We start from the raw sequence: 14,464 nt of genomic DNA, 5'->3' as shown, positions 1-14,464 counted from the left end.
TCTATCAATTTTAGATTTTAGATTGTCTCTCCAGAGTTTTCTGGAGAATTTTAGCGTTCAGGAATTATGTGACTGATGGTGAGTGATTGACTACAACAGCTAAACTCTTTTGGGAATTGGGCTGCGTATTAAATCCTACCTTTAACTCTTAACTCCTGACTTTATTTTAGGCGTTGTAAACTGCCAGAATGTTTTAACTGTTGTAAGTTAATATTCCCAGTACAAAATAGCACTGTGACAATTTCGGCCATTAAAACTTCTACTAACTCTGAAATTGCTGTTTCTGAAATTACCGCCGCTTGCAGAAAAGGCATCGCTAAACCTGCGATATCTGCACCTAATGCGATCGCTTTGGCAACATCTAAGCCATGACGCAAGCCACCAGAGGCAATTAAGGGAATATCCGGTGCGATCGCGCGTATACTTGTAATACATTCTGCGGTTGGTATGCCCCAATCTGCAAATGTTCTGCCTAACCTGCGTTGCAAGTCATTTTCTGCTCGTTCACCCTCAACTTTTGCCCAAGAAGTACCCCCTGCGCCAGCAACATCAATTGCCCTCACCCCAGCCGCTATCAGTTTTTCTGCCATTGCACCGGAAATCCCATTGCCTACTTCTTTCGCAATCACCGGTACATTTAACTTACTACATAAATTAGCGATTTTGTCAAATAATCCGCGAAAATTCACATCTCCTCTAGGTTGAATGCACTCTTGCAGAGGATTGATGTGCAGAATCAACGCATCCGCTTCTAGCATATCGATGATTCGCAGACATTCATCTAAACCATACTTGTAGTTCAGTTGCACAGCACCCACATTAGCAAACAACAAAACATCCGGTGCATATTTACGCATCGCAAAAGTATCAACCACCTGGGGTTTTTCTACAGCTACCCGTTGGGAGCCGACACCCATCGCCAACTTGTAGTGCTGACAGACTTCCGCTAAACGTCGGTTAATGATTCCCGCTTCCTCAGTTCCGCCAGTCATTGAAGAAATGAGTAATGGTGCTACTAGGTACTTGCCTAAAAAATTGGTGCTGATATCAATATCGTTGCGATCGATTTCTGGTAAGCAACAATGGCTAAAACGATAACTTTCCAATCCATTGGTTATTTCACGGCACTGAACATCTTCTTCCAAACAGATACGGATATGATCTGCCTTACGCGACTGAGTTGGTTCCAAATTGCTAGTAGGGGCTTTCACTGGTAGTATGACTCAAAGCAGTTGTCATCACTATTTTATGGCTTAGATAAAAAGGTTAGAGCAGGTTACAGGTTACAGGTGAGTTTTCATCAATGTTGAGGACTGGAGGAGGGTGTATTGGATTCTGTACACCTATACACCCTCACACCCCTAAACCCTTACACCCATTTACCAATCAAGATTTTGAATGGTAATATAAAACACTGAGCAGACAAAATGGCATTAGTGTATACAGAAGTAGATCATTATGGCAAAACACATTTACTTCAACTTCTGGGCTAGAATTCCTAATTGGTTGTTAGCACATCGCGTAGCCGTAAGTGTGTTGACTTTTGTATCACCTTTAATTATCAGTAGTATAACTTCTCAAACTTTGGCACAGACTCCTAGTGGACAGAGTGTTGATCAGTTAATCCAAGGTTTGAGCAACGAAGATTTATTAGAACAACTGAATAATGTTACAACTTTAGGCAATGTTAACGACAGAGAGTTTAGTAGTGAAACATTAGATAAACTCAAGCTGGCTTTGGTAAACCCTGATTGGCGAGTACGCAGTGGTGCAGCTTTAGTGTTGTCTCAAAAAGGTGGTTTATTAGTTAAAGATGCTCTACCAACCTTAGTCAAAACTCTGCAAGACCCAAATTGGTTTGTCCGTAGTAGTGCAGCTAGAGCCATTGGTAACATTGTTGCTGAAGATACTGGTGATACCAATGGCGCAAATACGGTGATTGAAGCTGCTAAGTTTTCCAGTTATCTAGTTGATGCACTGCAAGATTCCGACTTTTCGGTGCGTTTTAGCGCAGCGACATCTTTAGTCAAGTTAAATACTAAATCTGCTTTTATCGTATCTCGCTTAATTTCCAATCTCAGCAATACGAATGATCCCCAAACTCGCCTTGTAACTGCGGAAAACTTAAATAACATCAGTACCGAAGTTACTCCCATTCTTCCAAATCTTGGGAAAGCCTTAAAACACGGCGAACCATCAGTGCGAGGTTTAGCTTTGGAGACTATTGGTAGTATTGGTACAGATACTAGTGCAACTTTGCCTTATTTAATCCAAGGTTTGCAAGATCCAGATTGGACTGTGCGTAGCAAAGCCGCTAGAGCAGTGGTGAGAATAACTACAAATCTTCAAGAAAAATCCAGGGCGAATTTTTTCACTGCATCTGACTTGAATGCCATAGATGAATTGCAAACAGTTCAGCAAATTTTACAAAACCCACAAAACCATTTTTATAACAATGAAAAAGCTGGTGTGAGTTTAGCTATTAATGCTCTGCAAGCAGCACGCAGGAATAGATAATATCCACATCTACGTTCAGCAAATAGCCCTCAGACTTCAGTCTGGGGCTATACAAACTAAACCCGCCTGCGCGGGTTTTCAGATAGTCTGCGTAGGCAGTCACTCTCGCTCCTTGAAGTGCGTACTATAGTTTGTATACATTTATCTGTTAGTAGTGGATATTTAAAGATTTGACAATACCCCCGACTTTTTTGAAGAAGTCGGGGATATGAGTATATTTATTGTTAATGTTTTTCAGACACAGTAATAGGTTCTGGTTTTTTAACTCCATGCAGTTTGATGAAACTATCAAAGGCGTACCATGCTAAAACATACCAAGGGATAATTTCTAGTTGCAAACCTTTAACTAGCAACTGTCTCACCGATAAACATCCCAGTGCCAAAGGAAAGATAAAGCGTAAATCAACTACGCCATTTGTGGATTTTTCGACTTTTTCGTTTAAGTCAAAAACCGCATTAGCAACTGTAGCGGCTGCGTCGGAGTGGCTTTCACTTCCGGTAGTTACATCAGCGAAAATTATGCCAATATCTTTGAGTGTAGCTAAGACATTTTGCCAGCTTTCATCATTGCGATCGTGGTGAATGACGATACTGCCATTTTGGATATTAGTATTTACCTGACTGATGTTGGGTTGAGCATTCAACATCTTGACAATGCGTTTTATTTCCCCAGTATGGCGATGAGATGGGGCAATTCTTAAGCGTAGTCTGCCTGGAGTATCGCTGATGATTTTTGTAGATATAGGCTGGGATGGCGTGTTCAAGGTATTTGCCTCCACAACTTTAGGCATCATAGTGACATTACCATGATTATTTGTAAACACATCCACCCTCCTGAGTAATACTTTGAATCCTATTTGATAGATAAATTATGTTGCTCAGATCCCCGACTTCTATAAGAAGTCGGGGATCTTTTGATTTAGTCACGATTGATAACTGCTATATCTAATGAATAGGAAAGTTTGAAGTATTGAGTCTGCAACTTGATTCTTCATCCTTTCCAAAACATAGCCTAGCTTATGCACCATTATCAGATGCAGTGTCCACTGGAGTACCCGCAGCTTCAAATAATGGGGTTTCTCTGTCTTCTGCGAGTTCGGCTTTAGCTTCAGCTACGATGTCTTCCCAGGTTTCGCCTAGTTCGGCAAATGCGCCTTTGCTTTTTTCGTAAGCGACAATTCCGCCTTTGATGATGCTTTTAGCAATGGGTTTACCAATTCCAGCAACAACAGGAATTAGGACGGGTGCAAGTAGAACTGCACCGATACCAGCTATAATTCCAGGAGCGCCAGCATCTTCAACAAAATCAGTAATTTTCGGCATAGTTTAGTATCTCCAGTTGAATTGAAAAATTGTTAGAAAGCTATCTAGCTTAATCTACCCAAGGTCTTACCTCATCTTGCTGATGGTAGAGCTTTCTTTGGGGAATTTTTAAGAATTGGACGCAAGCCGTTAACGCCTGCAACGATTGTTGAACCATTGTTAACTACCGTTGCACCTAGTGGGTTTAGTCCAAATAGCACCGCGATCGCCATTGCTGCAATATTAGGAATAGCAACAATACTAGTATTTTGGCGAATGAGTTTTTTGGCGTTGCGTGCTAGGGCGATCGCTTCTAAAATTCCATGTAAGTCGTTTTCCATCAGCACTACGTCTGCTGTCTCACGGGCAATTTCGGAACCGTGAGCAAAGGATATAGAAACATCGGCGAATGCTAAAGCTGGGGAGTCGTTAATTCCATCTCCCACAAAGGCAACTGTTTTGCCTTGTTCGTGCAGTTCACGGACAACGGCGGCTTTTTGTTCGGGGAATGCTTCTGCGTGGGTATTGGCTGGGGCAATTCCGAGTTCTGCCGCTACAGCTTTAGCTGTGCGTTGGTTGTCGCCGGTGAGCATGTGAACTTCTACACCTTCGACGCTCAACAGATGGTTAATTACTTCTCGTGTTTCTGGACGCAGAATATCACTATATCTTATTCTACCGAGAAGTTGCCCATTACTAGCAACATAAATTACAGAATTAACGCGGTTAACGTTGTTGAGGGCTTCCATGTTTACGCCTTGTTGCCGCAAGAAGCGTTCGCTACCAACATACACAGCCTCGCCGTAAATCTCTGCTTCCACACCTAAACCAAGTTTGTAATTCCACTTGCTACGGCTAGGAATCTCAACTTTTTGGGCTTCGACATAGCGAATTACAGCCTCCGCGACTGGATGTGTTAACCGTTGCTCGGCGGCGGCGGCTATAGCTAAAACTCTATCGCTTGCAACTTCAGGATTGAAACTATCAACACCAATAACCGCAACTTCGCCCTTAGTTAAAGTACCAGTCTTATCAAAAACGATGGTATCAACTTCTGCCAGTTGTTCTAAGGCGCGACCACTACGGATGAGAATACCGTGGCGGGCAGCATAAGTCAAAGCTGCCAAAACTGTTGTTGGCACCGAGACTCTGATCCCCGTGGCAAAATCCAGGGTGAGGACACTGGCGGCTCTGGCGGCGTTGCGGGTAATTGCAAATACTCCTGCACCTAATAATAAGGTGGGTAGGACTGCTTTTTCCGCAATTTTGATGGCGCAGTTTTCCATCCGCGTGTCATGGACGGGGGCTTCTTCCATGAGTTTGATGCTTTGTCCGGCGCGGGTATCGTTACCTACCCGTTCTGCCAAGATATAGATGCTGCCTTCCCGCACCAATGTAGACGCAAATACAGGTTGTCCTTGAGTTTTTAAGACTGGGACTGATTCACCAGTGAGTTTTTGCTCATCTAGTAAGGCTTTACCCCGCAGAATACTGCCATCTACCGGGACTTGTTCACCAGGATAGACAATTACCGTGTCACCACTCTTGACTTCTTTGATGGAGATTTGTATCTTTTCACCATCACGTTCTACCCAGACAAATTGCCCTAGAGAGTTGAGCAAGTCTAATGTCTGCATTTTAGAAGAACGGGCAGTGCGATCGCGGATATTTTCACCAATTTCAATTAAACTCAGCATCAATGCAGGTGTCAGAAATTGACCTTGGACTGTGGTAATCACAATTGCCAAGAAGTCCAAGACATCAATTGTTAGTTTTCGCTGCATTACTAGTCCAACGATGGCTCGTTGAAATACGGGCAATGTGGCGAGAGCAATGGTTCCAGCCACCATAACTGGCGGTACAGATAGCCCCAATGGCCCACCTAAGACTGCTAGTCCTGTAGCAACCATCGACAGTTGCAAACCAGGCCAAGCAACTTCTTCACCATCCTCTTGGGATTTCTGATTTATCGGCTTTTTCTGATCCAACAGCACAACATTGGCATCATTAGCTGTCATAATCAGACAACTCAAACGCGATCGCATTTTGGCATCGTTGACTTGACTTGCTTTATAAGTCACAACTAACGAGGCCGCCGCAGGTTTAATTCTGACGCTGGTAATCAGGGGATCAACTTCTAACAAGGTTTGTAGACGTTGCATGTATGCGTTGTTATCACGCAACTGTGGGATACGCAACCGCATTCTTCCGGGAACTGCATGGACAACGCTATAGACAACCTTGGAGACTGGCTGATGAGTGCGTCTATTGAAGTTAGCTAGATTCTTGTGAATCGGTTGGGCTAAAATTACTGGGCTGACGGTTTCGTAAGCTTTCGTACCCAAAGGTACCTCTTCTTTAACTTCAATTTCCGAAGATTTTTGAACTGCGGGCGATACTAGTTGTGCTGTCAATGGTGTCATTCCTGATCTCGCTAAAATGATGAAAGACTGGATTTATAAGGTGGTCGGCTCTCATACCAAATTTGGGATTTGAGATTGGAATCTAGATTTATCAATCATTCCAACCAAGTTGGTAGATATATTTGAGAGCGAATTTCTCTCTCCAATCACTGAAGACTAGTGAGTTACTGCTAAAAATTTGCCGAGATGTTGTTAAATTCTGCTGGTTGGGTTGGCGGCGATACCTGCCGTTGCTTCGTTGGCAGATTGAATCAAACAAATTAAATATGTTTTGGCTGCTGCTTCCACACTGTGTATTCGCTCTTGAGAGTCTCGCAGTTTTCCAGTGTTATAGGTAATCACCAATGAGGCTGCATCTTTATTGATGCGCTCACTTGTCACCACTGGATCTGCTTTGAGCAAGTTCTCTAAGCGTTGCACATAATGGCGATCGCGGGATATTTGCGGTATATGAAACCTAATTCGTCCAGGTATGGCGTGAACGATAGTATAGGCTAATTTTGAGTGCTGTACACTGAGCGGACTTGTACTGAGCGCAGCCGAATTAGTCGAAGTGTGAGTGCTGAGTGCTGAGTCGGAAGAGGAAACGGGGCAGGGGGCAGGGGGCAAGGGAGAAAAGTCTCTGTCCGTTTCTCTTACCTGATCCCTATTAATTGTCTTCTCTACCTCTTCTACTTGAACTGTATCAGCAGTCTGCAATAGACTCGCTAAATTTGAGCGCATTTCAAAATCAGACATCATCCCTGTTTTGTAGGTAATGACGACTGATCCCGCTTCTCGATTAACTTGTTGATTAATCACCCATTCTTGCTCTTTAATTAACGCTTGGAGGCGTTGCAAATATTGGGGATCATCATTAATTTTTGGTATACAAAATGCGACTGTGCCGGGAAGTGCCGCAGTAATACTATAAGCTACCTTGGCAGATGGTTGATGGGCGATTTGGTTTGGTTTGGCTGCTATTTTCCAGGGGCTATGCCCAGGAGGCTGCGAGGCCGATGAGGATACAGAACCCTCCATTTTCATCCTCCTGTGTTCCTTCACGGAACGATCTACAACGGAAAGTTCGCCATATAGGCTAAAGAAAAAGACATAGCTGCGGGCTTCATCTCAGCCCAAATACTCGATATGTTTAGATTGTTACTTTCTGCTAGTGTTTTTGTTGTATCAGCCGATACAACAAGCTGAGTATTTTGTTCTTCAGGCTGTTGTGGTTCTGCGATTTGAACACTAGGTACGGCAGGATGAGCCTGCAAAGCCAACTCCATCAGTGTTACCCAATGGCTGAGTGCAACTTCATCTGGATGATATGCGATCGCAATTGAGGCTGCATCACAATTCATCCGCACGTTAGTTACATAAGCATCGCTTTTCAATAACCTTTCCAGCCGTCTCGCATAAGCTTGATCCTGGGCAATGCGGGTTAAATGAAACCTAATTCTGCCCGGAATGTGATGAACTACAGTGTAGGCAATCTTGGCTGACGGTTTTACGTCTTGCCTAACTTGTTCAGCAACAGGTTTAGTTACTGTTTGTGTCAATTTCGGTTGTCTAGTTGTGTTATTTGATTTTACAGATTGGCTATTGCTGTCTGACTTAGCAATTTGCGGTTCTAGATAGTCGATTACCCGACGTGTGGCATCTGCGGTAATCATATAGACTGGAATCGATGCAAATCCACTAATCCCTAGACCTCCTGTAACTGCTAAACCAGTCATCAGAGGAATAAAGGAAATTGTTTGCTCCATCCAAAAGTCAGGAGATTTCCACACTGCAAAGGGATCTTTGCTGCTCATTGATTGAGGCGAATTTAGGGAAGGATAAATATTCAGTTTTTCTAGTATTCCCAACATTTGAGGTAATGTCAAATCATTTTCGTCATAGTTAACGACTAAACTGCCTAATTGCTCGTTTGTCGTAACTTCAATGACTCCTTTGTGCTGTTGTAAATGTTGGGATACTAATTCTAAGCTTGCGTTTAAACTGCCGTCAGTAGCGCGGATACGGATGCGACCGTGGGTTGCATGGATGATTTCTAGGCAACCAGTTGGTAAATGCGTCTCTAACTTTGCAGTTGCCAAACTAGTATGTCTATTCACTTGTGATTGATCACTGTGACGCTGAGTAGAGATTAAGTCAGGAGACAAAGCCTCTTTCGGACTTAATCCGCGACTACTGAGAGTTTTTGTCATTTACTCGATAGTTGCACCAAGGCTCAAAGGTTAACAATAGGTTAAATATAACTCATAAATTCCGTATGTGAACTCATCCTCAAGATTTATTTTTAGATGAAGTAATGTTAACTATTCGGTTTTGGTATTCTTGCTCGGTGATGATATCGTGAGTACTTTCAACACGGTCTATAAATACAATTCCATCTAAATGATCATACTCATGCTGAAAAATTCGCGCTACAAAGTCAGTTAATTCTTGCTTTTGTAATTTTCCATCGCGGTCATAATATTCAACTTCTATTGCTTGATATCTCGGTACTAATCCTCTGATACCAGGGATACATAAACAACCTTCCCAACCCTTAACAATTTCTGTTGAATGTGACACTATCCTAGGGTTAATCATAGCTGTAGGTTCCATTGTGGGAGCATTGGGATACCTGGGATTGGGACGAGAGGCGACAATAAATAAACGCTGTTGTTCGGCAACTTGCGGTGCAGCAATCCCTACACCATTTGCTTGGGAAACTGTGGCAATTAAATCATCAATTAATTTTTGAATTTTCTCATCATGAATGTTATCAACCCAAGCTGCGGTTTGCCGAATCACTGGGTCGCCTAACTGGATAATTGGTAATAAGTCAGCCATATCGAAAACTCCATTGGTAACTAGCAGATAATTAATCAAAAGAGTGCTAATTAAATAAAAGTTGACAAAGGTGCATTGTCAATTTTTGCAGACATAAAATTTACTAATATATAGTATGTAAGTTTTTTAACCTAAAGTATTTAGTCATGAACTTCAGACTTCACACTTCATACTTTAATTAGTTTTCGCGTTGTACAGGTAAAGGTGCAGGACTAACGGTGACTTGGGTAATTTGTCCGTTACGCTCAATTTGTACTGATAAAGGATTACCGATTTGGCTTTTCTCTAGGATTCTTTGTACTTCCTCTGGCTTAGTGACAGATTGGTTATTAATTTGCTGAATTACATCTCCTGGTCTCAGTCCCGCCGCCGCAGCCGGAGAGTTAGGCACAATACGCACTAACAATACACCTTTATCTGCCGTCAGAGTAATGCGATCGCCAAATCGTTCGTTTATCCTGTCTTTAATTTCTGGTGTGAGTGACACCATCTGCACACCCAAATAAGGATGATCAACCCGACCTTTCGTAATTAATTCTTGAGAAATTTTCTGGACTGTGTTAATCGGAATAGCAAATCCCAAACCTTGAGCGCCACGCAAAATTGCTGTGTTCATCCCAATAACTTGACCGCGTGCATTCAGCAATGGGCCACCAGAATTCCCTGGATTAATCGCTGCGTCTGTTTGCAGATAGTCAACTCGCTTATCACTAGCACCAATATCACTGCTAGACCGATCTGTTGCACTAATAATCCCGGATGTCACAGTATTGTTTAACCCCAAAGGATTACCAATGGCAATTACCGCTTCCCCTGGTTGTAAAACGTCCGAATTACCTAACGATACAGTTGGCAAGTTATTGGCATCGATTTTAATCACAGCGACATCTGTAACTTGGTCTTCTCCCAAGACTTGACCATCAAAAGTTCTGCCATCTTTAAGCGTCACGGTTACTTTATCAGCACCGTCAACGACATGGGAATTAGTCAAAATTTGCCCAGAGGAACTAATGATAAATCCTGAACCACTACCCCGTTCAACACGCTGTCTGGGTTGGGAATCCCGAAAATACCGCCGAAAGAAAGGATCGTTAAATTCGTCGGGAATGCGCGATGTAATTGTTCTGGCGGAGTCGATTCGCACAACTGCACCGCCAACATTTTTCACCACGCCAACCACAAAATTTGGATCACCAGATGAAATCGGTGAAAGTGCGATCGCAGATTCGGAATTCGATGTTTTGTCCTCGGATGTTCCAGGTTGATTGACAGAATTTTCAAAGGTTTTAGTTGGTAGAAAGCCACAGCCCCCCAAGGACACCACTGCTACCCCACTGAGCAGCATTAACTTCACATTTTTAGCCATTTTGCTCAATAGCCAATCCCAGCTATCAATATTATGCACTGTTGTCTTCATGTGTCTTTGCTTCTCCGTGTTGGTCAGTGGGTGATAGGATATTGCCTACTGGGTAGTCCCAAAATGATTAGAACTCAAAGTTTAGCTTAGGTCTAGAGTATCTGGATGCTAAATTGGTGTTTGCTCATATCTTCTATTCTGGCGGTTAGCAGCAAAGGTGATATGTGATGGAAATTTCTCTTGACAGTCTGTGGTCTCAGGTGCTGGAGCGCCTACAGCTAGAATTATCCCGTCCTACCTTTGAAACTTGGATTAAAACTGCCCAAGCGGAACGGTTCGAGAATAATTGTTTAGTGATTATTACGCCCAACCCCTTTGCTCGCAATTGGTTACAAAAGTATTACATCAATACCATTGCCAATGTCGTGCAGAGTATTTTGGGTTATCCGGTAGACATTTACATTACCGTCGCACAAGGGGATGAAGTTTCGCCCATAGAAGCACGAGAAACTATCCCAGAATTGGCTAGTGCTAATTTCGTCTCAGAAAGCCTGACACAGAAAACTCAAACTAACGCCGATTTAAATTCCAAATATGTGTTTTCACGGTTTGTAGTGGGTGCAAATAACCGTATGGCGCACGCAGCATCCCTAGCCGTTGCTGAATCTCCAGGTAGAGAGTTTAATCCGTTGTTTTTGTGTGGTGGTGTTGGTTTAGGCAAAACTCACCTGATGCAAGCGATCGGTCATTATCGCTGGGAGATTTGCTCAAATTCTAAAATATTTTACGTTTCTACCGAGCAATTCACCAATGACTTAATTACAGCCATCCGTAATGATAGTATGCAGAGTTTCCGAGAACATTATCGGGCGGCTGATGTGCTGTTAGTGGATGATATTCAGTTTATTGAAGGTAAAGAATATACCCAAGAAGAATTTTTCCATACTTTTAATACATTACATGAAGCGGGTAAGCAAGTTGTCATTGCTTCTGACCGTCCACCAAACCAAATTCCTCAATTGCAAGAGCGGTTATCTTCACGCTTTTCTATGGGGTTAATAGCTGATATTCAACCGCCTGATTTAGAAACAAGAATGGCAATTTTACAAAAAAAGGCGGAGTATGAAAATATTCGTTTGCCCAAGGATGTAATTGAGTATATAGCAACTAACTACAAATCTAATATTCGGGAATTGGAAGGAGCATTGATTAGGGCTTTGGCTTATATTTCGATTTGGGGTTTGCCGATGACAGTAGAAAATATTACCCCAGTTTTAGAAACGCCAAGCGAGAAAGTGGCTGCGACTCCAGAGGCTATTTTAAACGCGGTGGCGGCGAATTTTGATGTGTCAATTGAAGACCTCAAAGGTAACTCCCGACGGCGGGAAATTAGCTGGGCTAGGCAAATCGGGATGTATTTAATGCGTCAACACACTGATTTAAGTTTACCGAGAATTGGGGAAGAGTTTGGTGGCAAAGATCATACAACCGTGTTGTATAGTTGTGAGAAAATCACTCAACTCAAAGAAAGCGATCGCAACTTAGGAAACACACTTCGTCAACTGAGCGATCGGATTAATATGAACAGTCGTTCACAAAAATCATCAAGGAATTAATCTGGAGTTTTCCACAGCCTGCAAACTAATTACTGATCGAAATGGTTAAGTAATAAATTCCAAATATTAAGTTAAGTATAAAAAACGATTAAAATTAAATCTCTCTGTGGAAAAATAATTCTTTTCTGTGGAAAAAAACCGATAATTCTGTGGAAAACTCAATCCAGTATAATTACCTTGTGGAAAAACCATAAAAGTTTTCCACAGGTTTTCCACAGGTATTGACACTGTTTATTTAAGAGGTTAGAGGCTAGAGGCGTGAACAACAAAGACAAGGGAGACAAGGAAGAGGGGGTAGACAAGGGAGAGAGATGTTGATAAATCATTTAGGATTGCTATAGCTAGAAAATGTGAATATTGACTAAAGTAAAAAATACTCATCCCTACCTCTAACTCCTAGCTTCTAGTTCCTCACCTATGAAATTACTTTGTTCTCAAAGCGACCTCAGCACTAATCTTTCCCTTGTGAGTCGTGCTGTACCTTCACGACCGAATCATCCTGTATTGGCGAATATACTTTTACAAGCGGATGCGGAAACGAACCAAGTTAGTTTAACGGCTTTTGATTTGAGTTTGGGTATCCGTACTAGTTTTAGTGCAGAAGTTTGGCAAGGAGGTGCGATCGCTATACCTGCTAAACTCTTGGTAGATATTACCTCGCGTTTACCAGAAGGGGAAATCACTTTAGATGACGAAGCATCAGAAGCATCTACTGGTGAAGGTTTAATTGTCACCCTCACACCCAAAAGCGGCTATTATCAATTACGCGCCATGAGTGCGGAAGATTTTCCCGAACTCCCCATAATTGAAGATGCAGAACCAATTAATTTAACAGCCGCCGCCTTAATTGAAGGACTGCGGGGTTCATTATTTGCTACCAGTGCTGATGAAACCAAGCAAGTTCTCACAGGTGTACATTTGAGTGTGAAACAAGACACCCTAGAATTTGGTGCGACTGATGGACATCGCCTAGCTGTTGTAGAAACCACAAACGAGAGTCCTTTGGCTGGTGGTGGTCAATTAGAAGTGACAGTACCCAGCAAAGCCTTACGAGAACTAGAGAGGATGTTGGGGCATCATGCGGCTGAAGATGCGATCGCCCTATACTTAGACCAAGGTCAGGTTATCTTTGAGTGGCAAAACCAACGCTTAACTAGCCGCACATTAGAAGGGCAATATCCCGCCTATCGCCAACTTATTCCCCGCCAATTTGAGCGCCAAGTTACAGTTGATCGCAAACAATTTTTAAGTACATTAGAAAGAATTGCTGTACTAGCAGATCAAAAGAATAATATAGTTAAACTCACCATTGATCATGCTGCCCAAGAATTAACTTTATCTTGTGAAGCCCAAGAAATGGGCAGTGGTAGAGAGTCCATACCTGCAGAAATCTCTGGCGAAGATATCGAAATTGCTTTTAATGTCAAATATTTAATGGAAGGACTCAAAGCTTTGCCATCTTCCGAAATTCAAATGCACATTAATCAAAACCTCACACCAGTCATTTTTACACCCCTGGGAGGGTTGAAGATGACTTATTTAGCTATGCCGGTGCAGCTACGTAGTTAAAGAATTTGAGATAAAAATTGGCGCGTTCTGTCCTCTTGAGGGTTGGTAAAAAAGATATCAGGTGTTGCTGACTCTACAAGAGAACCGCTATCCATGAGAATTACTCGGTCAGCAACTTCACGGGCGAATCCAACTTCGTGGGTAACTACAACCATCGTCATTCCATCACGGGCTAGAGTACGCATCACATCTAATACTTCGCGTACCATTTCTGGGTCTAAAGCTGATGTGGGTTCGTCGAATAGCATAATTTTAGGCTGCATAGCTAACGCACGCGCGATCGCTACCCGTTGTTGTTGTCCACCAGATAACTGTCCAGGATATTTCCGTGCTTGTTCTAATATTCCTACTCTTTCTAACAGTTGCATTGCCAATTCTTCAGCTTTCGCTTTTGACCAGCGACGTACCCAAATTGGCGCTAAGGTAATATTTTGCAGTACGGTGAGATGGGGAAACAAATTAAATTGTTGAAAAACCATACCAACTTCTTGCCGAATTGCTTCAATATTCCGCAAGTCATTACTTAGGGTAATACCGCCAATAATAATTTTTCCTTTTTGATATTCTTCTAAAGCATTAAATGTCCGAATAAAAGTTGATTTTCCTGAGCCAGAAGGCCCCATTAATACAACTACTTCTCCTCGGTTAACAGTTAAACTCACACCTTGGAGGGCATGAAATTTTCCATACCATTTATGAACATTCTCAGCAATAATAATTGATTCCTTATCTGTCATCATGAATTTTTCTACCTAAATTGTATTTTTAATAACATCTAGTCAATAAAAATAGTGCCTGAATTGTATCAAATAACGGCTCCAGAAATTAGCAATTGATGTATTATTAAATATTAGTAC

At 42.3% G+C, this 14,464-nt stretch carries 12 protein-coding genes; 3 read left to right on the top strand and 9 right to left on the bottom strand.

What is annotated here, in order from left to right; all coding sequences use genetic code 11:
* Positions 1–161: 161 nt before the first annotated feature.
* Positions 162–1,211 (bottom strand): type 2 isopentenyl-diphosphate Delta-isomerase, encoded by a 1,050-nt coding sequence (gene fni, locus H6G75_RS13285; RefSeq protein ID WP_190980528.1) that lies wholly within the window; start codon positions 1,209–1,211, stop codon positions 162–164.
* A gap of 247 nt (positions 1,212–1,458) precedes the next feature.
* Here fni and H6G75_RS13280 point away from each other — a divergent pair, with 247 nt between their 5' ends.
* Positions 1,459–2,517 (top strand): HEAT repeat domain-containing protein, encoded by a 1,059-nt coding sequence (locus H6G75_RS13280; protein WP_190980527.1) that lies wholly within the window; start codon positions 1,459–1,461, stop codon positions 2,515–2,517.
* Positions 2,518–2,741: 224 nt separating this feature from the next.
* Here H6G75_RS13280 and H6G75_RS13275 read toward each other — a convergent pair whose 3' ends face one another.
* The 7 genes from H6G75_RS13275 to H6G75_RS13245 all read right to left on the bottom strand — a co-directional run bounded on the left by H6G75_RS13275 (position 2,742) and on the right by H6G75_RS13245 (position 10,482).
* Positions 2,742–3,341 (bottom strand): HMA2 domain-containing protein, encoded by a 600-nt coding sequence (locus H6G75_RS13275; RefSeq protein WP_190980526.1) that lies wholly within the window; start codon positions 3,339–3,341, stop codon positions 2,742–2,744.
* A 193-nt stretch (positions 3,342–3,534) separates the two neighbouring features.
* Positions 3,535–3,840 (bottom strand): DUF5132 domain-containing protein, encoded by a 306-nt coding sequence (locus tag H6G75_RS13270; RefSeq protein WP_190980525.1) that lies wholly within the window; start codon positions 3,838–3,840, stop codon positions 3,535–3,537.
* Positions 3,841–3,911: 71 nt separating this feature from the next.
* Complete coding sequence (locus tag H6G75_RS13265) at positions 3,912–6,242, bottom strand: heavy metal translocating P-type ATPase (protein ID WP_190980524.1); 2,331 nt, start codon at positions 6,240–6,242, stop codon at positions 3,912–3,914.
* Positions 6,243–6,434: 192 nt separating this feature from the next.
* Complete coding sequence (locus H6G75_RS13260; RefSeq protein WP_190980523.1) at positions 6,435–7,262, bottom strand: HMA2 domain-containing protein; 828 nt, start codon at positions 7,260–7,262, stop codon at positions 6,435–6,437.
* Between the two features lie 32 nt (positions 7,263–7,294).
* On the bottom strand, positions 7,295–8,434 hold the full coding sequence (locus H6G75_RS13255; RefSeq protein WP_190980522.1) for an HMA2 domain-containing protein: 1,140 nt from the start codon (positions 8,432–8,434) through the stop codon (positions 7,295–7,297).
* Between the two features lie 79 nt (positions 8,435–8,513).
* Positions 8,514–9,065, bottom strand: coding sequence for a peptide deformylase (def, locus tag H6G75_RS13250; protein WP_190980521.1), 552 nt, complete (start codon positions 9,063–9,065; stop codon positions 8,514–8,516).
* Between the two features lie 178 nt (positions 9,066–9,243).
* A complete protein-coding gene (locus tag H6G75_RS13245) occupies positions 9,244–10,482 on the bottom strand; it encodes an HhoA/HhoB/HtrA family serine endopeptidase (RefSeq protein WP_190980520.1) in 1,239 nt (412 codons plus the stop codon).
* Between the two features lie 167 nt (positions 10,483–10,649).
* Between H6G75_RS13245 and dnaA the strand changes: the two genes are divergently transcribed.
* Together dnaA and dnaN are read left to right on the top strand one after the other, a co-directional pair.
* The gene (dnaA, locus tag H6G75_RS13240) at positions 10,650–12,038 is read left to right on the top strand and encodes a chromosomal replication initiator protein DnaA (protein ID WP_190980519.1); all 1,389 of its coding nucleotides are present in this window, start codon (positions 10,650–10,652) and stop codon (positions 12,036–12,038) included.
* 417 nt (positions 12,039–12,455) lie between these two features.
* Complete coding sequence (dnaN, locus tag H6G75_RS13235) at positions 12,456–13,607, top strand: DNA polymerase III subunit beta (RefSeq protein ID WP_190969873.1); 1,152 nt, start codon at positions 12,456–12,458, stop codon at positions 13,605–13,607.
* Here the strand turns inward: dnaN and H6G75_RS13230 are convergent.
* Entirely contained in the window at positions 13,604–14,347 is a 744-nt protein-coding gene (locus H6G75_RS13230) for an amino acid ABC transporter ATP-binding protein (protein WP_397331983.1), read from the bottom strand. The genes dnaN and H6G75_RS13230 overlap by 4 nt on opposite strands.
* Between the last annotated feature and the right edge of the window lie 117 nt (positions 14,348–14,464).

Source organism: Nostoc sp. FACHB-280, assembly GCF_014697615.1.
Lineage (GTDB): Bacteria > Cyanobacteriota > Cyanobacteriia > Cyanobacteriales > Nostocaceae > Nostoc_B.
Note: the sequence above shows the minus strand (reverse complement) of the source record. Positions and strands in the feature narration are given on the sequence as shown.